The 25,853-nt window shown below is 69.8% G+C and carries 18 protein-coding genes; 3 read left to right on the forward strand and 15 right to left on the reverse strand.

Annotated features, from left to right (window positions below; all coding sequences use genetic code 11):
- Nucleotides 1-86 precede the first annotated feature (86 nt).
- The 11 genes from ACZ60Q_RS03345 to rplU all read right to left on the reverse strand — a co-directional run bounded on the left by ACZ60Q_RS03345 (nucleotide 87) and on the right by rplU (nucleotide 14,892).
- A complete protein-coding gene (locus ACZ60Q_RS03345; protein WP_469627610.1) occupies nucleotides 87-671 on the reverse strand; it encodes an SCO2584 family spore wall biosynthesis protein in 585 nt (194 codons plus the stop codon).
- Nucleotides 672-807: 136 nt separating this feature from the next.
- Nucleotides 808-2,091 (reverse strand): glutamate-5-semialdehyde dehydrogenase, encoded by a 1,284-nt coding sequence (locus ACZ60Q_RS03350; protein WP_469627613.1) that lies wholly within the window; start codon nucleotides 2,089-2,091, stop codon nucleotides 808-810.
- A gap of 148 nt (nucleotides 2,092-2,239) precedes the next feature.
- The gene (locus ACZ60Q_RS03355) at nucleotides 2,240-2,731 is read right to left on the reverse strand and encodes a hypothetical protein (RefSeq protein WP_469627616.1); all 492 of its coding nucleotides are present in this window, start codon (nucleotides 2,729-2,731) and stop codon (nucleotides 2,240-2,242) included.
- Between the two features lie 127 nt (nucleotides 2,732-2,858).
- Nucleotides 2,859-4,013, reverse strand: coding sequence for a glutamate 5-kinase (proB, locus tag ACZ60Q_RS03360; RefSeq protein WP_469627619.1), 1,155 nt, complete (start codon nucleotides 4,011-4,013; stop codon nucleotides 2,859-2,861).
- Nucleotides 4,014-4,185: 172 nt separating this feature from the next.
- On the reverse strand, nucleotides 4,186-6,954 hold the full coding sequence (locus tag ACZ60Q_RS03365) for a CDP-glycerol glycerophosphotransferase family protein (RefSeq protein ID WP_469627621.1): 2,769 nt from the start codon (nucleotides 6,952-6,954) through the stop codon (nucleotides 4,186-4,188).
- A 135-nt stretch (nucleotides 6,955-7,089) separates the two neighbouring features.
- The gene (locus ACZ60Q_RS03370; RefSeq protein ID WP_469628003.1) at nucleotides 7,090-8,373 is read right to left on the reverse strand and encodes a glycosyltransferase family 2 protein; all 1,284 of its coding nucleotides are present in this window, start codon (nucleotides 8,371-8,373) and stop codon (nucleotides 7,090-7,092) included.
- A gap of 195 nt (nucleotides 8,374-8,568) precedes the next feature.
- Nucleotides 8,569-10,674: a hypothetical protein gene (locus ACZ60Q_RS03375; protein ID WP_469627624.1), complete on the reverse strand. Its 2,106-nt coding sequence runs from the start codon at nucleotides 10,672-10,674 to the stop codon at nucleotides 8,569-8,571.
- Between the two features lie 225 nt (nucleotides 10,675-10,899).
- On the reverse strand, nucleotides 10,900-12,399 hold the full coding sequence (locus ACZ60Q_RS03380; RefSeq protein ID WP_469627627.1) for an SDR family NAD(P)-dependent oxidoreductase: 1,500 nt from the start codon (nucleotides 12,397-12,399) through the stop codon (nucleotides 10,900-10,902).
- A gap of 321 nt (nucleotides 12,400-12,720) precedes the next feature.
- Entirely contained in the window at nucleotides 12,721-14,157 is a 1,437-nt protein-coding gene (obgE, locus tag ACZ60Q_RS03385; RefSeq protein WP_469627630.1) for a GTPase ObgE, read from the reverse strand.
- Between the two features lie 142 nt (nucleotides 14,158-14,299).
- Nucleotides 14,300-14,557, reverse strand: a complete 258-nt coding sequence (rpmA, locus tag ACZ60Q_RS03390; RefSeq protein ID WP_026291105.1) for a 50S ribosomal protein L27 — start codon at nucleotides 14,555-14,557, stop codon at nucleotides 14,300-14,302.
- A gap of 14 nt (nucleotides 14,558-14,571) precedes the next feature.
- The gene (rplU, locus tag ACZ60Q_RS03395) at nucleotides 14,572-14,892 is read right to left on the reverse strand and encodes a 50S ribosomal protein L21 (RefSeq protein WP_003969204.1); all 321 of its coding nucleotides are present in this window, start codon (nucleotides 14,890-14,892) and stop codon (nucleotides 14,572-14,574) included.
- 1,277 nt (nucleotides 14,893-16,169) lie between these two features.
- Between rplU and ACZ60Q_RS03400 the strand changes: the two genes are divergently transcribed.
- The 3 genes from ACZ60Q_RS03400 to ACZ60Q_RS03410 all read left to right on the forward strand — a co-directional run bounded on the left by ACZ60Q_RS03400 (nucleotide 16,170) and on the right by ACZ60Q_RS03410 (nucleotide 20,545).
- The gene (locus ACZ60Q_RS03400) at nucleotides 16,170-16,766 is read left to right on the forward strand and encodes an acyltransferase (protein WP_469628006.1); all 597 of its coding nucleotides are present in this window, start codon (nucleotides 16,170-16,172) and stop codon (nucleotides 16,764-16,766) included.
- A gap of 195 nt (nucleotides 16,767-16,961) precedes the next feature.
- Nucleotides 16,962-18,296 (forward strand): glycosyltransferase, encoded by a 1,335-nt coding sequence (locus tag ACZ60Q_RS03405; protein ID WP_469627632.1) that lies wholly within the window; start codon nucleotides 16,962-16,964, stop codon nucleotides 18,294-18,296.
- Entirely contained in the window at nucleotides 18,293-20,545 is a 2,253-nt protein-coding gene (locus tag ACZ60Q_RS03410) for a glycosyltransferase family 4 protein (protein WP_469627635.1), read from the forward strand. Before ACZ60Q_RS03405 ends, ACZ60Q_RS03410 begins: the two co-directional genes overlap by 4 nt.
- Before the next feature lie 73 nt (nucleotides 20,546-20,618).
- On the opposite strand, the gene ACZ60Q_RS03415 is transcribed toward ACZ60Q_RS03410, so the two are convergent.
- Genes ACZ60Q_RS03415 through ACZ60Q_RS03430 form a run of 4 tightly spaced genes read right to left on the reverse strand, consistent with a single transcriptional unit; the run spans nucleotide 20,619 to nucleotide 25,660 of the window.
- The gene (locus tag ACZ60Q_RS03415; protein ID WP_469627638.1) at nucleotides 20,619-21,905 is read right to left on the reverse strand and encodes a nucleotide sugar dehydrogenase; all 1,287 of its coding nucleotides are present in this window, start codon (nucleotides 21,903-21,905) and stop codon (nucleotides 20,619-20,621) included.
- 4 nt (nucleotides 21,906-21,909) lie between these two features.
- Nucleotides 21,910-23,523 (reverse strand): glycosyltransferase family 2 protein, encoded by a 1,614-nt coding sequence (locus tag ACZ60Q_RS03420; RefSeq protein ID WP_469627641.1) that lies wholly within the window; start codon nucleotides 23,521-23,523, stop codon nucleotides 21,910-21,912.
- The gene (locus ACZ60Q_RS03425) at nucleotides 23,520-24,545 is read right to left on the reverse strand and encodes a Gfo/Idh/MocA family protein (RefSeq protein ID WP_469627644.1); all 1,026 of its coding nucleotides are present in this window, start codon (nucleotides 24,543-24,545) and stop codon (nucleotides 23,520-23,522) included. The genes ACZ60Q_RS03420 and ACZ60Q_RS03425 overlap by 4 nt, the downstream gene beginning before the upstream one ends.
- Entirely contained in the window at nucleotides 24,542-25,660 is a 1,119-nt protein-coding gene (locus tag ACZ60Q_RS03430) for a DegT/DnrJ/EryC1/StrS family aminotransferase (RefSeq protein WP_469627646.1), read from the reverse strand. Before ACZ60Q_RS03430 ends, ACZ60Q_RS03425 begins: the two co-directional genes overlap by 4 nt.
- Between the last annotated feature and the right edge of the window lie 193 nt (nucleotides 25,661-25,853).

The raw sequence follows: 25,853 nt of genomic DNA on the forward strand, positions 1-25,853 counted from the left end.
TGCGGCCCGCGTAAACGCGGAGAAGGCCGGGAAGTGCGGGAGCGCCTGGTGCGGCTGTCGGCGAACGGGTGACGGAGGGGGTGCCTTCAGGGCACCCGGGGCTCGGCGGGGACCGTGCGGCGGGAGTAGCCCGCGGAGGCCGACGGGGCGGCCCCGGGCTTGTCCACACCGCTGGTGGCGGGCGGCGGCCCCTGGTCCTGGCGGTTGTTCGAGGAGCCCCGGTAGACCGCGGTGAAGGCGAGGGAGACCATGCCGACACCCATCACCAGGGCGAGCAGCCAGGCGACCGGGCGGTGCCAGCGGGCGGAGTTGCGGTAGGGACGCAGGGAGCCGCCGTGGCGGCCGTAGGGCCCCGGGGGGCATCCGTTGTCCCGGCTGACGTGGTCCGGGTCGTAGTCGAGGTCCTGGGGGTCGCGGTAGCCCCGGGGACCGCCGTGGGGGTCGTAGGCCCCGTCGCCCGCGCGGCGGCTCCGACGCGCGCGGGCGTCGGTCTCGGCGCGGGCCGCGGCGGCGGCGAGCAGGCGCTCCACGGCGGTGGGCTCATGGACGGGCGCCGACCGGACGAAGTCCTCGTCGAACACCACGGAGGCGAAGTCCTCGTCCGCGCCCCCGCGGTCGTCGTCGGGCTCCCAGCCGTCAGGAAACGGCCTGCCCCCCACGTCGTCCGGCACGGATTCAGCGTAGCCGGGCCGGGACCTTTTGGGCAGGGACCCCCCGTGAACTCCCGGATCGGCACGGGGAACACCGGGGCCGGCCCCTCCCGGCGGAAGGGACCGGCCCAAGGGGCCGAGGAGGGGTCCGGCTCGGCTAGCGGGTGTGCCCGTCCCCCGTGACGATGTACTTCGTCGAGGTCAGCTCGGGCAGGCCCATCGGACCGCGGGCGTGCAGCTTCTGCGTGGAGATGCCGATCTCGGCGCCGAAGCCGAACTGTCCGCCGTCCGTGAAGCGGGTGGAGGCGTTCACGGCGACCGTGGCCGAATCGACCAGCTGGGTGAACCGGCGTGCGGCGGACTGCGAGGTGGTGACGATTGCCTCGGTATGGCCGGAGGACCAGAGCCGGATGTGGGCGACCGCCGCGTCCAGGGAGTCGACGACCGCCGCCGCGATGTCGAACGACAGGTACTCGGTCTCCCAGTCCTCCGCCGTCGCCGCGACCACGGTGGCCTTGGATCCCTCGGCGCGGGCGAGGACGTGCTCGTCGCCGTGGACGGTGACCCCGGCCTCGGCCAGCGCGTCCAGGGCGAGCGGCAGGAAGGCGTCCGCCACGTCCCTGTGGACGAGCAGGGTCTCGGCCGCGTTGCAGACGCTGGGGCGCTGGGCCTTGGAGTTGATCAGGATGTCGACCGCCATGGCCAGGTCCGTCTGCGCGTCGACGTAGACGTGGCAGTTGCCGGTGCCCGTCTCGATGACGGGCACGGTGGACTCCTCGACGACCGTGCGGATCAGCGAGGCCCCGCCGCGCGGGATGAGGACGTCGACCAGGCCGCGGGCCCGCATCAGTTCGCGCACGGAGTCACGGCTCTCGCCCGGGACGAGCTGCACCGCGTCGGCCGGCAGGCCGGAGCCGCCGACCGCGTCGCGCAGGACCCGGACGAGGGCGGTGTTGGAGGCGTAGGCCGAGGAGGAGCCGCGCAGCAGGACCGCGTTGCCGGACTTCAGGCAGAGCGCGGCGGCGTCGACGGTGACGTTGGGCCGGGCCTCGTAGATGATGCCGACCACGCCGAGCGGGACCCGCACCTGCCGGAGGTCGATGCCGTTGGGCAGGGTCGATCCGCGCACCACCTCACCGACCGGGTCGGGCAGGGCCGCGACGTCCCGTACGTCGGCGGCGATGGCGCGGATGCGTTCCGGGGTGAGGGTGAGGCGGTCGATGATGCCTTCGCCCGTCCCGGCCTCGCGGGCACGCTCGACGTCCTCCGCGTTGGCCTCGACGATCTCGCTCGTACGCACTTCGAGGGCGTCGGCGATGGCCAGCAGTGCGTCGTCCTTGGCCGCGCGCGGAAGTGGCGCGATGTCGGCGGCGGCGGCACGCGCCCGGTAGGCGGTCCGCGCGACCGGGGAGAGGTTGTCGTAGGGCGAGAGCGGGGTCATGCCCGCAGAGTAATGCGCACTCTGCGGGCATCCGTCACGTATCCCGTGATGCGAGACGGCCGACCCGGTGGCGGACGCCTCCGGATCGCCCGGGGTCAGCCCGGGACCGGCCCCGGATCGGTCCAGGGCGGTCCGGATCACCCCGGGGTCAGTAGGGGTGCACGCCCACGGGGGCCGCGGGCGGCGGCCCGTAGCCCTCGGCGATCCGCAGGTGGTAGGTCTCGCGGTCGATGACCTCCAGGCCGACGATCTCCCAGGGTGGGAGCTGGGCGCTGGAGCGGTGCTCGCCCCACAGCCGCAGCGCGACCGCGGCGGCGTCGTGCAGATCGCGGGCCTCTTCCCAGTAGCGGATCTCCGCGTGGTCGCCCGCGTAGCGGCTGGTCAGCAGGAAGGGATGGTCGTGCGCGAGCTGTTCCAGGCCGCGTCTGACCTCCCCCAGCGGAGTCTCGGCGCCCGACACGCTGAGCGTGATGTGCCAGAGCTTGGACTGCGGGGACTCCTCCTTCGCCGTCGTGACCGGCTCCCGTTCGACGGTGTCCGCCGGGAGGGGATTCCGGTCGAAATCCGCCCCCGCTCCGACACTCGTCAGGGCTCGGTCGGCCGTGCCTCGGGGCGGCGCCCCCGGGCGCGCTCGTCTCACCGGCGGCCTCCTGTGATGTGTTGCTGTGCGGTCCCCTGTTTCCCCACTACAAAGTGGACCAGCCCACAGCCGGGCATGGGGTGGTTTTGGGGAAGGTCCCCGCTGGATGGCGGGACTTTCAGCCGTTTCAGGGGGTGAGGCGCGGCGTGAGGAGGACCAGATCGTCCCTGTGTACGATCTCGCGTTCGTAGGCGGGGCCCAGTTCGCGGGCGAGGTCCCGGGTGGAGCGGCCGAGTAGTTGGGGGATCTCCTTCGCGTCGAAGTTGACGAGCCCGCGGGCGACCGGGGTGCCGTGCGGGTCGCGCAGTTCGACCGGGTCGCCGGCGCTGAAGTCGCCCTCGACGGCGGAGATTCCGGCGGGCAGCAGGGAGGTGCGCCGCTCCACCACGGCCCGTACGGCGCCGTCGTCGAGAGTGAGCGCGCCCTGCGGGGTGGAGGCGTGGGCCAGCCAGAGGAGCCGGTCGGCGGAGCGACGTCCGGTGGGGTGGAAGTACGTGCCGGTGTCGCGGCCCGCCAGCGCGTCGGCGACCCGGCTGGCGGAGCTGAGGACGACGGGAATGCCTGCGGCGGTGGCGATGCGGGCGGCCTCGACCTTGGTGACCATGCCACCGGTTCCCACGCCCGCCTTCCCGGCGCTGCCGATGGTGACGCCCGCCAGGTCCTCGGGGCCGGTGACCTCGGCGATGCGGGCAGCGCCGGGGGTGCCGGGCGGGCCGTCGTAGACGCCGTCCACGTCGGAGAGCAGGACGAGCAGGTCGGCGTGGACGAGGTGGGCGACGAGGGCGGCGAGCCGGTCGTTGTCGCCGAAGCGGATCTCGTCGGTGGCGACGGTGTCGTTCTCGTTGACGACGGGGACGGCGCCCATCTCCAGGAGCTTGTCCAGGGTGCTGTAGGCGTTGCGGTAGTGGCCGCGGCGGCTGGTGTCGTCGGCGGTGAGGAGCACTTGGCCGACGCGGACGCCGTAGCGCGCGAACGAGGCGGTGTAGCGGGCCACGAGGAGGCCTTGGCCGACGCTGGCGGCGGCCTGCTGGCGGGCCAGGTCCTTGGGCCTGCGGACGAGGCCGAGCGGGGCGAGTCCGGCGGCGATGGCTCCGCTGGAGACGAGGACGATCTCGCGTTCGCCGCCGCCCCTCACCTTGGCCAGGACGTCGACCAGGGCGTCGACGCGGTCGGCGTCGAGGCCGCCGGAGGCCGTGGTGAGCGAGGAGGAGCCGACCTTGACGACGACCCTGCGGGCCCCGGTCACCGCCGACGCGCGGCCCGACGGCCTCTGCTCTGCCACGTGCTTCCTCGCTCTGGATCGCCCCGGTGTTCGATGCGGGGCCTTCGTGCCGCCCCCGGCACAGCACAGTACGCGAGCGGCCGCCCCCGCCGCCGCCCGTTCCGTTCGGTGGACGCCGAAGGACGGCTGGTGGGCGGAGTGCGGGCGGGCGGCGGGGGCGGCCTCGGTGGGCTCAGCTCTGCCGCTCGTCCTTGACGGCGAGCATCCGGTCCACGACCCGGGCGGCGGCGCGGCCGTCGGAGGGCTCGCAGAAGTCGACCCGGAACTGGGCGTACTTCTCCTTGTACTCCTCGCTCACCTCGTCGATGTTCCGGATCGCGGAGACCAGGTCCTCGGAGGTCTTGATCAGCGGGCCGGGGGCGCGGGAGGTGAAGTCGAAGTAGAAGCCGCGCAGGGTGTCGCGGTAGTGCTCCAGGTCGTACGTGAAGAAGAGCATCGGCCGCCCGGAGTGCGCGAAGTCGAACAGCACCGAGGAGTAGTCCGTGATCAGCACGTCGGCGATCAGGTAGAGGTCGGCGATGTCCGGGTAGTACGTGCAGTCGTAGACGAAGCCCTGTCCGGCGCCGGGGATGGAGTCGAGGACCTTGTGGTGCTTGCGGTAGAGCAGCACGTGGTCGTCGCCGAGTTCGCGCTTGGCGGCCTCGACGTCGATCTGGTTGTCGAGCTTGAAGCGGCGGCCGCCGTAGCGCTGGTCGTCGCGCCAGGTGGGCGCGTACAGGACGACCTTCTTGCCCGCGGGGATGCCGAGCTTCTCCCGTACGGCCGCGGCGCGCTTGACGCGGTCGGGGGCGTGGAAGACGTCGTTGCGCGGGTAGCCCGCTTCCAGGACCTCGCACTGGAGGCGGAAGGAGTTGGTCATGATCGGAGTGGTGAAGGCGTTCGGCGTGATGAACAGGCTGTACTGGCGCGAGCGCTGCGGGAGGCTCGCGATGTAGGCCAGGTTCGCCTTCGGGGTGCCGAGCAGGTCGGCGCCGATGCGCTTGAGCGGAGTGCCGTGCCAGGTCTGGACGACGACCTGGCCCTCGCGGCGGACGAACCACTCGCGGATGCCGCCGTTGGTGACGACGTACCGGCTGCGGGCCAGTGCCTCGTACCAGTCCTTGCTGCCCCACTCGACGCCGCGGACACCGGGCGGCAGGACGACCTGCTGGTCGTGCACCATCGCGATGTGCTCGACCTCGGTGCCGCGGCGTTTGAGCTCCTCGTAGACCGCGCGGGGCGAGTCGGAGAACTGCTTGCCGCCGAAGCTGTTGTAGAGCACGGCCTCACGCAGCGGCAGCTTGCGCTGCTCGGGGGTGTAGACGTCGCGCATCAGCCGCTGGCGGTAGGCGCCGCGCAGCTCCGGGTCGAGGACCGGCCCGGACTCCACGAAGATCCGGTCGAAGTCGAGCCGCTCGACGGTGTACGTGCGGTGCTCGCCGCGGTGGGCCAGCGGCAGCGTGTCCACGAGGTCGGGGCGGATCGTGACGGGAAGGTCGCGGGTGTGGTCCCACTCGGTGCGCAGGCGCAGGCGCGGCATCCAGCGGCCGGCGCGCAGCGACACGGTGCCCTCGTAGGTGGGCATGGTGTCCGGGCGCAGACGGGCGGTGAAGCGGCCGTCGGCGAACTCGACGGGCAGCGGGCGGTCCTCGTTGCGGCCGGTGTGGCGCAGGACCATCTTCATCTGCTCGGCGGGTCCGGTGTAGACGCCGGAGAGGACCAGTTCGCCCTCGGCGCTCCACTCGACGCTGTCGACGAGGGGCTGGACGGTGCGGACCTGCGGGGTGAAGTTCCCCGCGCCGTCGGTGAGGATCGCGAACTCGCGTCCCTCGGGCAGCGGGTGGACTCCGGTGACGGGCTTCTCGCCGCCCGTGGCACGGCGGGTGGTGCCGTCGGCGAAGACGATCAGCGCGCGGTACTTGACGGCCTTGCCGGGGCGTACGCCGTCGACGGGGAGGTCCGCGAAGTCCAGGCGGGCGGTGTGGCGGAGCCAGCCGTCGTCGCCGCTCTCGCCCTGCTGGAGCGGGAGGTCGGTGGCGAAGCCGCTCGGCTCGTGGTCGATGCGCAGGGCGGTGGGGTACTTGCCCGCGGGGGTGGTGACACGGGAGCGCAGGGTGACGGTGAGGGTCTCGCCGTCGGCCTTCTGGGCGATGATCTCGGCGGGGACGACGTCCACGGAGAGCTTGAGCCGGTTGCGGTCGAAGCCGGCGACGAGGCGGACGCCGTCGTCCAGGACCCGGGTGTAGCTGTGGCCGGACGCGCCCGCGTTGTTCTTGGTGACGCTGCCCACGGACATGCCGCCGGGGCGCGGGATGCCGATGCCCAGACGCCAGGTGCCGGGCTGCCACTGACCGCGTACGCGCAGCCGGCCCGGGTCGATGCCGAGCTCGAAGCCGGCCCAGTCGTAGCTGTGCAGGGCGCCCTTGGCCTCGGTGGTGGCACGGGGTTCCAGGACGGTGCGCATCCGCAGCGGGAGGGTGGAGCGGCTGCCCTGGCGGCGGAGCACGGCGACGCGCAGCGAGCGTTTGCCGGTGGCCGAGGGGACATTGGGGATGTAGGCGTAGCCCTTGACGAGGAGCTTGCCGTCCTCCCAGCCGAGGTCGAGGAGCTTGCCGCGTACGGGGAGTTCGCTGCGGTTGAAGTTGCGCACCGAGGAGGGGAGCGAGGAGCTCTCGACGCCGGGCAGCTCGATGCGGGCGCGCCGCAGGCCGCGGACGGCGAAGGATCCCGGGTTCTCGCGCTCGTAGTGCAGCAGGTCCGCCAGCTCGTCACCGCGGCCGCTGGCCGCCAGGTGCCACTTGACCCGGGCCATCGGGGAGAACTGCCGTACGACCTTGGGGGCGGCGCGGGCCAGGAAGTCCTTGGCCGCTCGATGGAATTCGGGGCGCTCCTCGGCCGGAGTCTCCGGGAAGTACTGCATGAGCCGGCTGAGCTCGTCGGGGATCGCTTCGAGGGACGCCACGGGTGGAGGGCCTTTCCGGGGGGACGTGCAGATATGAACCCCAGGAGGACGGGGCGTTAATGAGACGGCTCCAACCGTCTCATGGTTGCCCCACAGTATGACGTGACACCTCTCACAGGACGAACCACCCGGTCGTCACCGGGGCGGCAGAGGGGTTCTGGGACCCCCGGGCCCGTCCGGTCGTACGCGGTGGGTGCGGGGGGCCCGCAGGGCGCTGAGCAGCCCCCGGCGGGCCTTGCGGGCCACGCGCCGGGCGAGGGAGAGCCGGGGCCTGTCCTGGGGCGCCTCGATCCGCCGCCCGCCGACCCATTCCGTGACGGTCACCTCGTAGGCCCGGTCGGGGAGCACGGAGCTCTCGCCGAAGTGCGGATAGGCGAGGTGGAGACGGGGCGGGTTCCCCCGGCGGACGAGTTCGGGCTCCTCCTCGGCGCGCAGGTAGGCCGCGATGTCCAGGAGCAGGTCGAGCCGGCCCGCGGCGAGGCAGGTCAGCCGCAGCCGTTCGTTCACCTTGAGGTTGCGGCCGAGCTCCGGCGTCCAGTACGTCTTCATCAGCGGGGCGGCGAGCGCCATCTTCCGCTCGCGGACCTCGGCCTTCTGCTTCAGCAGTCCGGGGCCGAACTGGGGCAGCAGCGTGATGGCGAAGGGCCGCACCATCAGGATGTCGCGGCGGGGGCCCGGGGGCACGTACCGGGCGATGAGCCCCATGAGGGCGCGGGCCGAGTCGAAGCGGCGTTTGTAGCCGCCCTTCTTGGTCATCTGGTTACGGTCCTCGCGGCCCACCAGGTAGTAGCAGGTGTGGTCGGCGACGACGGAGATCCCGTTGCCGCGGATGTACGCCTCCATCGTGAACAGGGCGTCCTCGCCCGTCTTCAGCTTCTCGTCGAAGGTCATACCGAGGCGTACGAGCAGATCGCGCCGGAACAGCTTCTGCGCGCTCAACGTGAATTTGACGTTGGAGGAATACAGGTCGGCGCGCTCGACGGTCTCTTTCCACATCGATTTCGGGGCACCGCGATGGACGCCGACGATCTTCCCGAGCACCACGTCCGTGCCCGCCCGGTCCCCCATGGCGACCATGCGCTCCAGGGCTTCCTCGCCGAAATAGTCGTCCGCGTCGAGAAAGAAGACGTACCGGCCGCGGGCGAGGGAGAGGCCCCGATTGCGCGGGCCACTGGGTCCGCCGGAATTCGCCTGCCGGACGACTCTCGTGGGAATCGCGGTCCGGGCGGCGAACTCCTCCAGGCAGGCGCCGGTGCCGTCGGTGGAGCCGTCGTCGATCGCGACGATCTCCATGCGGTCCGCGCCGATGGTCTGCGCCTCGACGGACTCCAGGCACCGGACCAGGTAGGGCATCGCGTCATAAGCTCCGATGATCACACTCACATCGGGCTCGTCGTTCTTCCTGGGCATGTCGACCATGTGCACCTGTCGATTTGAACACGAAAAAGGGTGGATTGCCCGACTCTGCACCCTTTGCGCATTCGCATACCGAACGACCCGTACACCCCTTCCCAAGAGAGAGGTACGGGTCGCGCTCGGAGTTGCCTACTTTTCAGCCAGTTCGATCGGATATACGGCGCTCGGCAGTGCGTCGCTCACACGGCTGTACGTCGCTCAGCGCGCGGACGGGGCCCCTTCGGCGAGAGCGGTCTCCGCCTTCACCGCGTCGGCTTCCGGCGCGTCCGGGTCCGCCACGGCGTCGGCCTCGGCCACCGCCTGCGGATCGCCGGCTCCGACGCCGCTGGTGACGGCCTCCTCGTCCGGCACCGCCACGGACTGGTCTCCGAGCCGCTGGGCGACGCCCAGATTGCGGGCCCCGGCCCTGGCGGCCAGCGCCCGTACGGCCGCGTTGAACTGCTCCATGGAGGTCGGCTCGTCCGGCCCCAGGAGGTAGGTCTTCAGCTCGCGGCGGGCGTCCGCCAAAGCGTCCGCCGCCGGGTCGGCCACCGCGGCCAGCAGCGCGTCGAGCTCCTCGGCTCCGTTGGACAGGATGACCGCGGCGCGCACCGCGGTGTTCTGCCGCTTGAACTCCTCGGCCCCGAGCTCGGCGGAGTCGGTGACCGCGTACGGCTTGCCGCTCGCGATGAAGTCGGAGACCACACTGGAAATGTCCGAAACCATGGCGTCGGACTCGTTGAAGCAGTCGTACAGCTTGGGCTGCGCACCGGTCACCGTACGGTGCTCCCACCAGCCGAAGGAGCGCCAGTAGGCGTCGTTCCACTCGGCCCGCAGCCGGGCGGTCTCGGCCTCGCGGGCGGGGTCGGCGAGCGAGATCCGCGACTCCTCCGCCTCGTCGCCGCCCGAGCGGCCGGGGGCCGCCAGCTGCGCGAGCCGCGCGTCGATCCGGGTCAGCTCGGCCTTGGCGGCGCTCTGCCCGGCGGCGGCCGATGAGGCCTCCTTCGCCCAGCGGGGATCGGCGGCGCGCTCGGCGGCGGCCTTCTCCAGCATCGCCCGGATCCGGGCGTTGACGGCCTTGGCCCTGCCGCTGCGGATGCCGGTGAAGGGGTGCGGCTTGTAGATGATCCGGACCGGGTCGGCGGCGGTCAGCAGCCGGCGCACGATGTTCTCGCCCGCCAGCAGCAGGGAGGTGTTGCCCGGGTTGTCGTCCCAGCCCTCCCAGGTGGGCGCGTACAGCACGGTCGGGATGGGGTTCTTGACGGCGCCCGTCCAGCTCCTGATGGGCTCCAGCTGCGGACGGCCGACCTCGACGATGTCCTGGTCGAGGACGCCGACGTCGGCCAGCGCGTAACGGTCGCGTCCGGCCCGGCCCGCGGTCCAGACCTCGTCGTAGACCTTGGAGTACGGGTTGACGCTGGCGAGCTTGTCGCTGTCGCCGTGACCGATGAAGACGTGCTTCATCGTCGGGACCCGCAGGATGTGGATGTTCTTGCCGACGTTGGCGGGATACAGGCAGACCCGGACGGTCGAGAGGTCCAGGTTCATCAGGTGGGTGCCCGCCGGGACGCAGATGACCGGGACGGAGGTCTCGGTCAGCTGCGGGACCAGGCCGCGCTCCCGCATGATGATCAGCGGCCGGCCCTCGATCCGGGCCATGGTCTCCAGCCACATGTTGCCCTGGTAGGCGGACTCGTTGGAGCCGGAGAAGTAGAGCACCACGGTCGGCTGGTAATCGCGCAGCCAGCTGTCGACGGCCTTGAGCACGGCGGGGGCCGGAGGCGCCAGCCGGCCGCGGCGCATGTACGGGAACAGCCGTGCGAGGTAGAGCAGGGCCAGCAGCAGGGTCAGGCCGATGCCCGCGTAGCCGATGACGTCTTCACCGGTACCGGCGGCGATCAGGATGCCCGCCACGGCCGGGATGTCGAGGTGCAGCATCTTCTCGGCGGAGCGGCGCAGCAGCGCGCCGGGCGGGGCGTCGGGGATGCGGACCGCGTGCAGGTCCACGTTGCGGGTGACGACCGGCATGGTGCGGCGGAGCCGGATCAGGGTCGTCAGGGCGCCGTGCGGCGCCTGGAGCCCGTAGAAGAGCAGGAAGCAGGCCACCGCCGAGTAGAACAGCGGCTCCTCGGCGAGATCCAGCCGGGCCAGCAGCAGGATGACCATGAGCTGACGCAGCAGGAAGCGGATCGACAGCCCGGCGCGCACCTTGCCCAGGCGGTTGACCAGATAGCTCCCCTTCTGGTGCAGATACCAGTCGGCGGCATACGTGACAGCGGTGGCCGCCGCGAAGAACCAGATGTGGGGAATGAGCGCGGCAAGCATGACGCAGGGATATCCCAGCCCCATCAACAACGCTGCCGCCAGTTCCGACCTGCTGCCCACACGGGCCAGGCGAATGGCTGTCGAGATCACGAAGAACCTGCTCCAGGGGGTGCCGGTTGATTCACGTATTGGCGGAAATGTGAAGGTGCGGATTCACGCATTCGGGCCTCTGCCATCGCACAAAGCGACAACAGAGGCCCGGAAAAGCACATTTGTCAAGAATTATTACACATCTGCTTGACGGTCCAGCACGGAGGCCAGGGCCTGCTCGAAGCCGGAGGACTCGGCGGCTCCCGCCGTCGGGTCCTGCTGCCGTACGTCGATGACGTGACCGGTCAGGGCGGAGAGCAGGACGTCCAGCGAGGTGCGGGCCACGGCCTCCGAGGAGAGCAGCGAGCCCTCGGGCTCCTGACCGAACGCCTTGGTGCGCATCGGGGTCGCGGTGCGCTCAGGGTTCACGCAGTTGACCCGGATGCCCTCGCCCGCCCACTCGTCGGCGAGCGCCTGGGTCAGGTTGACCATGGCGGCCTTGGTGGAGGAGTAGAGGCTGTACTCGGCGCGGCCCCGGGTGTAACTGCTGGAGGTGTAGAGCAGCAGTTGACCCTGGGTCTCGGCGAGGTACTTGTACGAGGCACGGGCGATCTGGACGGGCGCCAGGTAGTTGACGTTCAGGGCTTCCTGGATCGTCGTGTTGTCGGTCTCGGCCAGCTTGCCGATCCGCAGCACGCCCGCGGTGTTGATGACGTAGTCGATACGCCCGGTCTCGCCGTACGCCTTGGAGAGCGCGTCGTCCACGTGCTCCGGGTTCTCCACGTGCGTACCGGTGGTGGAGCGGCCCAGCGCGTAGACCTTCGCGCCGTAGTTCTCGGCCAGGGAGGCGATGTCGGCGCCGATGCCGTACGAACCGCCGAAGACGACGAGGGTCTTGCCGGTGAGCAGCTTCCGGTAGGCGGCTTCGTCGGCCTGGCGCGGGGCGGCGGTGGAGGCCAGCTGGAAGAGCTTGTCGGTGATGAAGACGTCGACCGGCTGGGTCACCTTCATGTTGTACTCGTCGCCCGCGACCACGTGGATCGGCACGTCGGGGAGGTACTTGAGGACCACCGAACAGTCGTCGGTCGCCTGGAAGTTGGGGTCGCCCGCCGCGACCTCGTACGCCCTGCGGATCGTGGAGAGCTTGAAGGCCTGCGGCGTCTGGCCGCGGCGCAGCCGGGAACGGTCGGGCACCTCGGTGATGAACTCGCCGTCCTCGCCGTGCGTGCGGGTCACGATGATCGTGTCCGCGGACGGGATGGCGACGTCGACGGCCTGGTAACGGTCCAGCGCGTCGACACAGTCCGTGATCACGCGCTGTGACAGCAGGGGGCGCACCGCGTCATGGAAGAGGACGTTGCGGTCCTCGCCCTCGGCGAGGCCCTCGCCGAGGACCGCGATGGCACGCTCGGTGGTCTCGTTACGGGTGCTGCCGCCCTCGATGATCCGGGTGACCTTGGTCAGTCCGGCCTTCGCGACGATCTTCTCCACGTCGGGCACGAATCCGGGCGCCATCAGCACGATGACGTCGTCGATGCCGTCGGCGTTCTCGAAGATGGTCAGCGTGTGCTCGATGACGGCCTTGCCCGCGATCTTCAGCAACTGCTTGGGGATCGACAGGCCCACGCGCTGGCCGGTCCCACCGGCGAGCACGACCGCTGTGGTCCGGGGCTTGGCTTCATGCGGCACAGACACAGACGACCTACCTTGCTATGACGGGGGAACAGTGTGATGGTCGCACTCTCCGTGACCGTCTCGCAAGGTGGACGTCGTCCGCCGATCGTCCTGCGGATACCCGCAGTTCACCCTCTGGCCAGGGAGGTTGGGCGCTTCCGGACGGTCGCCCGGGGGTGACCGACCCCACAGATGTGTTGCTCAATCCGCACATCCGCGGCACGTTCACCCGGCGTGACCGGCGGAAACCGCCGATGCCCGGCTCCGAGGCTACCGGACGGCCCGCCTCCGGGGAGACGGGCCGTCGGCCAGGACCGGGGGGACTCCCCCGGGAGAAACCCTTTAGAAGGGGTCGAACTCGTCGTATTCCTTCTCGGCGTCGTCGCGCTCGGAGTCGCGGTCCCGGCGGCGCTGCGCGGCGGGGCGCGGCTCCTCCAGGCGGTGGTCCTCGCCGCGGCGGCCGAGCATCTCGGCGCCCGCGGTGACGGTGGGCTCCCAGTCGAAGACGACCGCGTTCTCCTCGGGGCCGATCGCGACGCCGTCGCCGGCCCGGGCGCCCGCCTTCATCAGAGCGGTCTCGATGCCGAGCCGGTTGAGCCGGTCGGCGAGGTAGCCGACGGCCTCGTCGTTGTTGAAGTCGGTCTGGCGCACCCAGCGCTCGGGCTTCTCGCCGCGCACCCGGTAGATCCCGTCGTCGTCCAGGACGACGGTGAAGCCCGCGTCGTCGACGGCCTTGGGGCGGATGACGATGCGGGTCGCCTCCTCCTTCGGCTTGGTGGCGCGCGCCTCGACGATGATCCCGGCGAGCGCGTAGGAGAGCTCGTTGAGACCCTTGTGCGCGATCGCGGAGACCTCGAAGACACGGTAGCCCCGGGCCTCGAGGTCGGGGCGGATCATGTCGGCGAGGTCCTGGCCGTCCGGGATGTCGACCTTGTTGAGGGCGACGATGCGGGGCCGGTTCTCCAGACCGCCGTAGAGCCGCAGCTCCTCCTCGATCATGTCGAGGTCGGAGACGGGGTCACGGTCGGACTCCAGGGTCGCGGTGTCCAGGACGTGTACGAGCACCGAGCAGCGCTCGACGTGCCGCAGGAACTCCAGGCCGAGGCCCTTGCCCTGGCTGGCGCCGGGGATGAGCCCGGGGACGTCGGCGATGGTGTAGACGGTCGACCCGGCGGTGACGACGCCGAGGTTCGGCACGAGAGTGGTGAACGGGTAGTCCGCGATCTTCGGCTTGGCCGCGGAGAGCACCGAGATCAGCGAGGACTTGCCCGCGCTCGGGTAGCCCACGAGGGCCACGTCGGCGACGGTCTTGAGCTCCAGGACGATGTCCCGGCTCGCCCCCGGCTCGCCGAACAGCGCGAAGCCCGGGGCCTTGCGGCGGGCCGAGGCCAACGCCGCGTTGCCGAGGCCGCCGCGGCCTCCCTGACCGGCCACGAAGGTGGTGCCCTGGCCGACGAGGTCGGCGAGCACGTTCCCGGCCTTGTCGAGCACCACGGTGCCGTCGGGGACGGGCAGGACCATGTCCTGTCCGTCCTTGCCGGAGCGGTTGTCGCCGGCGCCGGGCTGGCCGCTGGTGGCCTTGCGGTGGGGGCTGTGGTGGTAGTCCAGCAGCGTGGTCACGGACTGCTCGACGACGAGGATCACATCGCCGCCACGTCCGCCGTTGCCCCCGTCGGGGCCTCCCAGCGGCTTGAACTTCTCACGGTGGACGGAGGCGCAGCCGTGGCCTCCGTTACCCGCGGCGGCATGCAGCTCGACGCGGTCCACGAAGGTGGTCATGGTTGGTGCCTCCAGGTACAGCGGAAAATACGGAAGTGTCTCTGTCGTAACACGCCGAGGGCGGACCCGCTTCCCCGTTCGCCGGGAAAGCTGAGATCCGCCCTCGGAAGGTGCTGTGTCGTTCTGCGCGCGCTGAGAAGGATCAGACGGCGAGCGGAACGATGTTCACGACCTTGCGGCCACGGTGCGTACCGAACTCCACCGCACCGGCGGCCAGTGCGAACAGCGTGTCGTCGCCGCCACGGCCGACGCCCGTGCCCGGGTGGAAGTGGGTGCCGCGCTGGCGGACCAGGATCTCACCGGCGTTGACGGCCTGACCGCCGAAGCGCTTCACGCCGAGCCGCTGAGCATTGGAATCGCGCCCGTTCCGAGTGGAAGATGCGCCCTTCTTATGTGCCATGTGTTCTCAGTCCCTTACTTCGCAGCCGCGGGGATACCGGTGACCTTGATCGCCGTGTACTGCTGGCGGTGACCCTGGCGACGGCGGTAGCCGGTCTTGTTCTTGTAGCGAAGGATGTCGATCTTCGCGCCCTTGTGGTGGTCCACGATCTCAGCCGTGACCTTGATGCCGTCCAGCACCCACGGGTCGCTGGTGACCGCGTCACCGTCGACAACGAGCAGGGTCGAGAGCTCGACCGTGTCGCCAACCTTGGCAGTGGAAATCTTGTCAACCTCAACGATGTCGCCGACAGCTACCTTGTGCTGGCGACCACCGCTGCGCACGATGGCGTACACGCGGATCTCTCTCTCGCTCGGAACGGATCCCCTGATGCCAGCCGCTCGCACGGGCCGGGGCCCGGGACGATCCGGAAGGATGAGCGGCCTCTCCTGGCGGACGGCGCGAACACCGACCGTTACCGGGAGGGATGTGCTCAGGGGTAGGCGCGTTAAGGAAACACACCGAGGGTCAACGTTACGGGGCGGGGGTGTGGGGGTCAAACCGCCCTCCCCGCGGGCACCTCGCCGTACGCACGTGCGGGCACCTCGCCGTACGCACGGGAAGGAGTCACGCGGAGCGGGGAGGGCGACGCGCTCCGCCACCGCCCGCGTGACTCCTCCACGTCACCGGCACCGGCTGCGAAACCGTTCAGCCCTTACGGCTCGGGTCCAGGGCCGAGACACACCTCCGAACCGTCGCTTTCCCATTCCCACGCCCTCGTATGCCCCGCCTCCCGGCGCCGGGACGACGAATTCACCGACCTCCGGAGAGATCATTCCGCCACCTTCCTGACCGAGCCACTCGATCGTGAGCAGAGCATCCGGCTCCAGAACGTATTCGGCCGAGGTGGGCTCGAAGGCCACTACGGTCCTTCGGTCCGCGCTCATGATGAAACGCATCACAGCCCCTGGAGATCGCCCATGGAGTGAGTACGGAAAAAGATCCGCCCGTGATCTTTCGATCGGGTTCACCAGTTCCGGATTGTTCGGATGCCGGGCCACCGACTGTTCGTGGATGTCGAGGGAGAAGTTTCGCCACTTCTCCGCATCACCCTTGGTCACGACGATTTTCCGCATCTCCGCTCAACGAGGTGGCTGTTTCCGGTGTCGTACCGGCCCCAAACGGTGCTTCTGCCAGCAAGAAACACTCGTATCTCCGAAATCCTCCCGCCGTGTGCGGGGCATAGCGTTGTTCGCGGCTGTCGGCGCTGCCGGCGCCCTCGCCCTCGCTCTCTCGCGCCGACCGTGATCCGGTGATGGCCGACCTGACCCTGCCGGTCACGGACATCACCCCGCCGCCCCTCACGGACTCCGCCCCGGTGGCGGGCGAGAGCCGTGTGCACCCGGCTGCGGCCCTACGCGACGCCCTGGGTTCCCGACCCCTCTACGGTGCCGGGCAGGCCGCGGACGGGAAGCACGTCCCCTCCACGCTGTTCACCTTCACCGGCACCGGCACCGACGCGCCGGTGCTCCACCGGTCGGGCAGCGTCGTCCGACCGACCGGCCCGGCACGCGGGAGGAGTGGGCCGGACCTTATGCTTTCCGGGCGCATCAGCTCTCCGAAAGGCAATGCCGTGAATTACAGGGTCCAGCCCACCGCTCAGGTCGACGAGACCGCCGAGATCGGAGCGGGCAGCAGTGTCTGGGAGCTGGCGCAGATTCGTGAGGGTGCCCGGCTCGGCGAAGGCTGCGTCGTCGGCCGCGGCGCGTACGTCGGTACCGGTGTGCGCATCGGCGACAACGTGAAGCTGCAGAACTACGCGCTCGTGTACGAGCCCGCCGAACTCGGCGACGGCGTCTTCGTCGGTCCCGCGGTCGTCCTCACCAACGACCGCAACCCCCGGTCGGTCGACCCGGACGGCAGGCAGAAGCGCGGCGGCGACTGGGAGGCCGTCGGTGTGAAGGTCGCCGAAGGCGCGTCACTCGGGGCCCGCTCGGTCTGCGTCGCACCGGTCCGGATCGGTCGGTGGGCGATGGTCGCGGCAGGTGCCGTGGTCACCAAGGACGTCCCGGACTTCGCGCTGGTCGTCGGAGTGCCGGCTCGGCAGATCGGCTGGGTGGGCCGCAGCGGGGAGCGTCTCGTCGCGCGCGAGGGCGAGCCGAACGTGTGGGAGTGCCCGCAGAGCGGTGCGTCGTACGAAGAGAAGAACGGGGCGCTCTCGGAGCTGTGATCCTCATTCCCGTCGCCTGAGCAAGCACACCGAATCTCCCGACGCCCCAATGCGGCACAAGGTCCTCGACCTTGGCGTAACAATCGAAAAACACGCGGCTGGCAAACCTCTCACGGCCCATGGCTCAGCGCGATATAGGCCCCGGCTCGGGTAGGCTCACCCTCACCGCATCTTCAGGAAAGGTCCCACATCGCCATGCCGCCTGGTCAACGCGAACGCCCGCTGCGCGTTCTCTACCTTGCGTATTTCTTCCCGCCCAGCCGCGCGAGTGGCGTTTTCCGGGCCAGGGCGACAGCAAATCACTTTGCCCAGGCCGGGTGGGACGTATCCGTCTACACGGCTCCGCGAGAATTCTTTGAGACCTATCTCGGGAACGCCTGCGATCCCTCACTCGAAGATACAGTCGATCCTCGCGTCCAGGTGACGCGAACCCCCATGTCCTATTACGGCTGGGAAAAAGACATCCGTCAATTCGGCAAACTCCGCCGAAACTTTCCGACTGTGTCCGCGAGTCTCTATAAACTCTTCCAGAGCAAGGTACTCCCGGAGCACTACGCAACGTGGATTCCTGGAGTTATCTCCAGCGCGGTGAAGGCACACTTCAAGAAGAAGTTCGACCTCATCATAGCCACCGGAAACCCTTTCGCTTCGTTTGTGGCCGCGCAGGCGTTGGGGCGCTTGCTCAAGGTGCCCTACGCGGTGGACTACCGGGATTCCTGGACCTTCAACCAGTTCACCGAGACGCTGAAGTTCGCGGAGGGCAGCAAGGCGTTCGAGTGGGAAGCCAAGGTTCTCCGCGATGCCTCCGAGATCATCTATGTGAACAATGGAATGCGGCAGTGGCATGCTGATCGCTATCCGTTCGCGGCCGATCGCATGACCGTGGTTCCGAACGGCTGGGAGCCCGAACTTCTCGGAGTGGGCGACTATGTCCCGCCGATCGAGAACCGCCCCCTACGCTTCGGCTACTTGGGGACCGTAACGTCCTACCTGCCACTCGAAGAGCTGTTCGACGGCTGGCGCCTCGCCCGCAGCCATCCGTTGTTGCAGGACGCCGAGCTCAACATTCATGGCCACCTCGGATTCTTCCCCGGTGATGCGACTCCCCTGCTGGAGCGGATTCCATTGGACGAGGACCTCGGTGTGCGCTACCACGGAGCCTTCGAGAAGACCGACGTAAAAGAGCTCTACGCCCAGACCGACGCACTGGTGTTCTGCGTTCCCGGTGCGCGTTACGTCACCTCCGGCAAAATCTTCGAGTACATGGCGTCCGGTAAACCGATCGTCTCGGTACATCAGACCGACATCGCGGCCTCCGAGGTACTGAAGGGTTACCCCCTCTGGTTCCGCGGGGAGGAACTCACTGCGGCGGACGTCGCCCAGTCGTTCATCGAGGCAGCCAAGGCCGCGCGCGCGGTGGACCACTCCCAGTACGGACTCGCCGTGAAGCACGCCCACTCGTACACCCGCGCGGCCACGCTCGGACCGTGGGAAGAACGCATGCGTCAGCTGGTGGAGGGAACCCGATGAGCGCGAGCACACACGTCCTTTATCTGGCGCTCGGTGAATCCCGCGTACGCGGCACGCGTGCACATGTCGAGAGCCTGGCGGCCCAGGGGCGCGACGTCGTTCTGGTCATCGCCGACCGCGAGGAATGGAACGATCTGCCCGAGAATCCCCGCATCCGGGTGATCCGGGTCGCGCCGAACAGGAAGGGATCCGCCTGGCGCGCCGCGCGCGGCATCATCACTTCCCGGAAGGGGCCCCTGCACCAAGCCGATCTGCTCGTCGCAGGTGACGCACAGGCGCTCCCGGCAGCATGGGCCGCCCTGCGCCAACGTCCGGACCTCGACTTCCGCCTCGAGCCGTACGAGGAGACCGGTCGACCCACCGAACCGGCCGACCTGGCGGTCATCACTCCCTGGTATCCCTCGCCGAACAACCCCTTCGCCGGGGCATTCGTCCAGGCGGCGGTCAAAGCCGTGGCGAGCGACTACGAGCGCATCTCGATCCTGCACACGGAGGACTGGGCGGGCAGGGCCGACCCGGCCCTCGAGGACGCCATCAAGATCACGTCGGGCAGGCTCAGGGACCGCCACAACCTGGTTCCGGTACTCGACACGCCGGAGGGCGCCCTCACTCGGGTCCCCGTGCCCTTGACCACGCGCCGCCGCTACGCGAACTGGGTGGGGTCGCAGACCTCGGCGCTCCGCCGTTCGCTGCCGACCGGCCGGATCGAGGCCCCCGTCATCCACGCTCACACCGGGATCTACGGCGGGGTGCTGGCCATGCGCCTGGCCCGGCCCGACGCGCGCATCGTGGTGACCGAGCACTCCAGCTTCCTGGCCAAGGTCTTCAAGCAGCCGGCCGCCCGCAAGCTGTACGACCAGGTGCTGCGCCGGGCCGACGAATTCCTGTGCGTCAGCACCTATCTGCGCGACCAGATCGAGCAGGAGTTCCCGCACCACGCCGGCAAGATCCGCATCGTGCCGAATGTCATCAACTTCGAGCACTTCACCCCCGAGGCCAAGCCCTCGGAGAAGCTGCTCAAGTGGCTCTACCTCGGCCGGCTGATACCCACCAAGGGCGTGAGCACCCTGCTCGAAGCCTTCGCGGAGGTCGCCGAGACCGAGCCGGACGCCACGCTGACCATGGTCGGCACCGGCATTCTGCAGGAAGACCTCATCGCCCGGGGCCGCGAACTCGGGCTGGGTGACCGGTTCCGTATCCTGGCACCGGTGCCGCCCGAGGAGGTCAATGGGCTGATGCACCAGTACGACCTCCTGGTCCACCCCAGCCACTTCGAGACCTTCGGCATGACCGTCGTCGAAGCCAACGCGGCGGGTCTGCCCGTTCTGGTGACACGCAGCAACGGGCCCGAGGACTCCCTGGAAGGCATCGAAGATCTCGCGGGCGCGTTGATGGATGTGGACGAGGATCCACAAACCATCGTCACCGCCTACTGGGGTCTGCGGAAACGCTACTTCTCGCTCGACCTCGCGAAAGCACGCACGGCGCTGGTCGGGAAGTACAGCAGTGAGGTTATCGGCCGTCAGCTCGTGGATCTCTACGAGGGGCGGGCTTCGGCCGTCGAGCCCCCCGGCGAGGAGCCGAGCCCGAGCACCGAACCTACAGCGGCGTCCACAGCGGCGTCCCTGCCGGCGAAGGTCGGCCCGAGCGCCGTCGCGACGGACGCGGTCCCCGGCCGGGTGGTCCTGCTCGCATTCACGCCTGCCCGGGCGCAGGCCATTGCCGAATTCGCCAACTTTATGGCCGCCAGGGGAATTCACATCGACCTGGTGACCGCGCGCAAGGGCCTCTTGTCCCGTGCCGAACTCGACCATCGCGTACGCATTGTGGACATGGAACCGGCTGAACGCCGACTGGTGATCCCTCGCGGAGAACAGTACGTCGTCTACCGGGTGCCGCGTGCCGTTCTCAAACGAGCCGACCGCATGGCCAAGAAGCACCAGGACAAGCTCACACCGGAACTCGCCGTCAAGGCGGCCAAGCGCGCACACGGCAAACTGGCCGACGGTTTCCACAAGAAGGTGTTCCAGCCGAGCTACAGGACGGTACGCCCCCGCGTCTTCGCCAAGATCGCCCAACGTGACGCCCTACCGCAGCTGGAGCTCGACCTGACGGACCACGTGTTCGTCTGCGACACGAACTCGACGCTGATCGGGTGGCGGATAGCCAAGGCTCACCCTCATCTGAACGTCACGACCAACTTGTCCCGCGCCTTGTTCGAGCACCTTCCGGTCATCGACGGGTCTTGACCGGTACGTCCGAACGCAGAAGGGTGGCCCATTCCTTGCGGAATGGGCCACCCTTCTGCGTTCGGACGAGGTTCTAGCCGCCGATAACGACGCGGCGCACGCCCGCCCAGTTGGCCGGGTCCGTGGTGCGGCGGCCGTCGACCAGGACGCGGACGTCCGGGAGGTCGGCGGCGGACAGCTCGCGGTACTCGGCGTGGTCGGCCTGGAGGATCGCGGCGGTGACGGCCTGGTGGGCGTCGTGCGGGACGAGGCCGAGTGCGGTCAGCTCCTCGGGGGTGTACATCGGGTCCGAGACGAACGGCACCGCGCCCCGCGCCTTAAGGGCCTCGACGACGCCGAAGACACCGGAGAACGCGGTCTCCTTGACGCCGCCCCGGTAGGCCGCGCCCAGCACCAGGACCCCGACGCCCTCCAGGTCGCCGTAAGCGGCGGCCAGCAGGTCGACGGCGTACGCGGGCATCGCGGCGTTGGCCTCGCGGGCCGAGCGCACGACGGTCGCCTCCGGGTCGTTCCACAGGTACATCCGTGGGTAGATCGGGATGCAGTGGCCGCCGACGGCGATGCCGGGCTGGTGGATGTGGCTGTAGGGCTGGCTGTTGCAGGCCTCGATGACCTTCTTGACGTCGATGCCGTTCTGGCCGGCGAACCGGGCGAACTGGTTGGCCAGCCCGATGTTGACGTCCCGGTAGGTGGTCTCGGCGAGCTTCGCCAGCTCGGAGGCCTCCGCCGTGCCGAGGTCCCAGACACCGTTGGGGCGGGACAGGTCCTCGCGCTCGTCGAAGTCGAGGACGGACTCGTAGAAGGCGACGCCGGCCGCGGCGGACGCCTCGTCGATGCCGCCGACGAGCTTGGGGTAGCGGCGCAGGTCGGCGAAGACCCGGCCGGTGAGCACCCGCTCCGGGGAGAAGACCAGGTGGAAGTCCTCGCCGGGGGTCAGGCCCGAGCCCTCGGCCAGCATCGGCGCCCAGCGGGTACGGGTGGTACCGACCGGCAGCGTGGTCTCGTAGCTGACCAGGGTGCCGGGCTTCAGGCCCGCGGCGATGGCCTTGGTGGCGGAGTCCATCCAGCCGAAGTCGGGGGTGCCCTCGGCGTCCACGAAGAGCGGGACGACGACCACGACGGCGTCGGACGCGGCGACCGCTGCCGTGGTGTCCGTCGTGGCGGAGAGCAGGCCGGCGCCGACGGTCTCCTTGAGCCCCAGGTCGAGGTCGTGCTCACCGGGGAACGGCTCGGTGGCCGCGTTGACGAGTTCGACGACCTTCTCGTTGACGTCCGCGCCGATGACCTTGTGGCCCTTGGCCGCGAACTGCACGGCGAGCGGAAGTCCGATCTTGCCGAGCGCGACTACACAGATATTCATCGGGTTACTTCCTCTTCGACCTGGACAGCGTGCGGCGCAGCCGTGCGCCCACGCCGGACTTCGGTTCCCGCAGAGGGGCCGTCGTGATCACGAGCCGCCCCTTGGTGTTGGTGTTCGCCGCCACGCGGTGGGGGTCGGTGCTCCCCCACCGGCGTGCCAGCGGCATCGGCTGCCCCTCGGTGCGGACCGGAATCTCGTACGTCGAGCCCGCCACCTCCACGTAGAGGCGGGCGCCCCTCTTGGACTGTGTGGCCGCCAGCGGGATGCGGGCGGTCAGCAGGGTGCCGCCGTCCTCGGTCGCCTCGGCGGCGAGCGTTCCGCCGCGCTCGGGGCGCGGGGCGTCCGCGGGCAGCCTCCGCGCGCCGGGCTTGTCCGCGCTCTGCGGCATGGCGCCCTGGGCGAGGGCGACGACGGCCGAGGAGGTGTCGCCGGTGACGCCGACGCGCAGCCGCAGGACGCTGGACAGCTCGCTGCCCTCCTGTTCCCACTCGGCCGACTCCAGTCGGGTACCGGCGGAGAGCCGCCCCGCCACCGACTCGCCGAGCACCTCGTAGTAGCGGTCGTCGAGGCCGACGGCCGCGTCACGGAATCCGGGGTAGAAGGCGAAGGCCCGGTCGCCCTCCAGCAGGAAGGGTGGCGCTCCGTGCCCGGTCTCCTCCGCGATCGCGCGGGTGAGCTCGTCCACGGCGCCGCTCCGGGCGAGGCCGAAGCGCACCCGGCGCTTGACCCCGGTACCGTCGCGCAGGCCGTCGGTGAAGTAGGCGTCCACCAGGGCGCCGACCCCTTCGCACACCTGGCGGCGGGTGTCGGCGTCGAGCGCGGGCAAGTCCTTCTGCAGGAGTTTGGTCAGCTCCCAGTCGAAGTGCCGCTTGAACACGGCGTCACGCCGAGGGCCGGCGGGGATCAGGGCGGCCGTGTGCTCCATGATCCGCTGGACGCAGCGGAGCCGGGCCAGGTGGTTCGCCCGGTAGGTGATGTTGCTCGCGTCGCCGCGCTTGACCGCGTAGTAGCAGGTGTAGTCGGAGATCACGGAGATCTTCCGGGCCCGGACGCACGCCTCGATGGTGAACGGCTGGTCGCTGCCGACCGGCATGTCCTCGGGGAAGCGGAGCCCGTGCTTCTCGACCAGTTCCCGGCGGAAGAGTTTGGTGTTGGCCAGGGTGTAGGGCAGCTCGGAGCCGTCGAGGGTGACGTCGCGGTTGCCCGTGTACAGCTTCTGGTGGACGTAACGCCCGTTCGTGCCGACCATCTTGCCGACGACCACGTCGGACTCGTTGGCATCCGCACAGGCGACCATCCGCTCCAGCGCCTCTTCGCCCAAGTGGTCGTCCGAGCCGATGAAGTACACGAAGCGACCGGTCGCCAGGTCGAGGGCGCGGTTGCTCGGAGCGGCCGGGCCGCCCGAGTTGGGCTGGTGGACGACGGTGAAGACGTCCGGGTACCGCTGCGCGAAGCGGTCGAGTTCCCTGCCGCTGTCGTCGGTCGATCCGTCGTCGACCGCCACGACCTGGAGCCGCTCGTGACCGATGCTCTGGCCCACCAGCGAATCCAGGCACTCGGTGAGGTACGGCATCGTGTTGTAGACGGCCACGACCACCGTGACATCGGGTGCGGTCACCTTCTGGGCTCCTGCTTCTGCTCCCGGTCCGCCGGGATCAGCACCGTGGTGCCGCCGGTGGCGGATTCCAGCACGGAGGCGGCCACCTCGACCGTACGGAGCCCCTGGCGCAGGGTGCAGATGTCGGCGGGCTCGCCCCGCACGGCGTCGCGGAACAGCTCGTGCTCGACGAGCAGCGGCTCGCGCTTGGGGATGGCGTAGCGGATCATGTCGCCCTCGGACACCCCGCGGAAGGCGCGCAGCGCCTCCCATTCGGTGGTGACCGCGGCGTTGGAGTGGAAGGTGAGGTCGGCGGTGAGGGTGTCGGCGATGAAACAGCCGCGCTCGCCGGTGACCGAGGTGAATCGTTCCTTGAGCGGGCTCAGCCAGTTGACCAGGTGGTTGACCATCGTGCCGTCGGACAGCTGGCCGACGGCGGAGACCATGTCCTCGTGCGGGCGGCCGGACTTGGAGACGGTGTGGGCGGCGATCGAGGTGTAGGTCTGTCCGGTGACCCAGCCCGTCAGGTCGATGTCGTGGGTGGCCAGGTCCTTGACCACGCCGACGTCGGCGATCCGGTGCGGGAAGGGACCCTGGCGGCGGGTGACGACCTGGTAGACGTCGCCCAGCTCGCCGGCCTCCAGGCGGGCGCGGAGCGAGAGCAGGGCCGGGTTGCAGCGTTCGATGTGGCCGACGCCGGCCACCAGGCCGCGTGAATCGAACGCGTCGACGAGGCGGCGGGCGCCCTCGACGGTGTCGGCGAGCGGCTTCTCGATCAGGGCACTGACTCCGGCGTCGGCGAGCTGGAGGCCGACCTCCTCGTGCAGCGCGGTCGGGCAGGCCACGACGGCGTAGTCGATGCCGAGGGCGATCAGCTCCTCGACGGTGGACAGGACGGGGGCGCCCTGGGCCCAGCCGTTCTTGTCGCCCATCGGGTCGACGACGCCGACCAGCTCGACGCCCTCCAGGCTCGCGAGGACGCGGGCGTGGTGGCGGCCCATGGAGCCGAGGCCGATGAGTCCGGCCCTCAGCACGGCGCTCACAGGTTCTCCCCCAGGGAGTTCACGGCGGCGACGATCCGGGCCAGGTCTCCCTCGGTGAGCGAGGGGTGGACGGGCAGCGAGACGACCTCGGCGGCGGCCCTCTCGGTCTCCGGCAGGTCCCAGGTGCGGCCGGCCTTCTGGTCCGGCTCCCAGTAGGGCTTGAGCCGGTGGATCGGCGTCGGGTAGTAGACCGCGTTGCCGATGCCCGCCTCGGTGAGCTTCGCCATCGCGGCGTCCCGGTCGCCGCTGATCCGCACGGTGTACTGGTGGTAGACATGCCGGGCGCCCTCGGCCACCGGCGGCGTGGTGACGGCCGGGGCGGTGATGTGGGCGTCGAGGTACGCGGCGTTGGCGCGGCGCTGCTCGGTCCAGCCCTCGACCTTGCCGAGCTGTACGCGGCCGACGGCGGCGGACACGTCGGTCATCCGCATGTTGGCGCCGACGATCTCGTTGGCGTACCGCTGTTCCATGCCCTGGTTGCGCAGCAGGCGCAGGGTGCGGGCCAGCTCGGCGTCGGCCGTGGTGACCATGCCGCCCTCGAGGGAGTGCATGTTCTTGGTCGGGTAGAAGCTGAAGGTGCCGCCCGCGCCGAACGCGCCGACGGGGGTGCCGTTCAGCGCCGCGGCGTGGGCCTGGCAGGCGTCCTCGACGACGGCGAGCTTGTGCTTGTCGGCGATGGGCATGAGCTTGTCCATCGCCGCCGGGTGGCCGTAGAGGTGCACCGGCATGATCGCGGCGGTGCGCGGCGTGATCGCGGCCTCGACCGCCACCGGGTCGAGGCCGAAGCTGCCCGGCTCGATGTCGGCGAACACCACGTCGGCGCCGACGAGGCGGACCGCGTTCGCGGAGGCGGCGAAGGAGAAGGAGGGGACGATCACCTCGTCGCCGGGGCCGATGCCCAGGGCCAGCAGCAGCAGGTGAAGGGCCGAGGTCCCCGAGTTGACGGCGACGCAGTGCCGGTCGTCGACCAGGCGGGAGAAGCCCTCCTCGAAGGCCGCGACCTCCGGGCCCTGCACGACGCGACCGCTGCGAAGCACACGTACCGCGGCCTCGATCTCGTCTTCCCCGATGACCGGGCGGGCAGCAGGAATCGGCTGCTCGTTGATGCTCGTCATGAACGTCCTCCTTGAACACCGCAAGAGCTCGTTACCAGGCAGAGCTCCGAGGTGCGGGACGTCTTACCGAGGTCGCGCGTAACCCCACCGGCGCGATGCCGACGCCCTGCCGAGGAATCCGGCCCGGTCGGTATCTTCGCCGGGCCTTGTCACCAACCGTAGTTTCCGTGAAGAACGCTCACACGCGTGGCAA

It is taken from the genome of Streptomyces sp. NPDC104313, assembly GCF_055583985.1.

What these genes read in the sequence shown, in the direction of transcription:
- ACZ60Q_RS03370 (WP_469628003.1), bottom strand. Translation starts at nt 8,373, where the DNA reads ATGGTCGACATGCCCAGGAAGAACGACGAGCCCGATGTGAGTGTGATC.
- ACZ60Q_RS03405 (WP_469627632.1), top strand. Translation starts at nt 16,962, where the DNA reads ATGCCGCCTGGTCAACGCGAACGCCCGCTGCGCGTTCTCTACCTTGCG.
- ACZ60Q_RS03375 (WP_469627624.1), bottom strand. Translation starts at nt 10,674, where the DNA reads ATGCTTGCCGCGCTCATTCCCCACATCTGGTTCTTCGCGGCGGCCACC.
- ACZ60Q_RS03350 (WP_469627613.1), bottom strand. Translation starts at nt 2,091, where the DNA reads ATGACCCCGCTCTCGCCCTACGACAACCTCTCCCCGGTCGCGCGGACC.
- ACZ60Q_RS03410 (WP_469627635.1), top strand. Translation starts at nt 18,293, where the DNA reads ATGAGCGCGAGCACACACGTCCTTTATCTGGCGCTCGGTGAATCCCGC.
- ACZ60Q_RS03415 (WP_469627638.1), bottom strand. Translation starts at nt 21,905, where the DNA reads ATGAATATCTGTGTAGTCGCGCTCGGCAAGATCGGACTTCCGCTCGCC.
- rpmA (WP_026291105.1), bottom strand. Translation starts at nt 14,557, where the DNA reads ATGGCACATAAGAAGGGCGCATCTTCCACTCGGAACGGGCGCGATTCC.
- obgE (WP_469627630.1), bottom strand. Translation starts at nt 14,157, where the DNA reads ATGACCACCTTCGTGGACCGCGTCGAGCTGCATGCCGCCGCGGGTAAC.
- ACZ60Q_RS03430 (WP_469627646.1), bottom strand. Translation starts at nt 25,660, where the DNA reads ATGACGAGCATCAACGAGCAGCCGATTCCTGCTGCCCGCCCGGTCATC.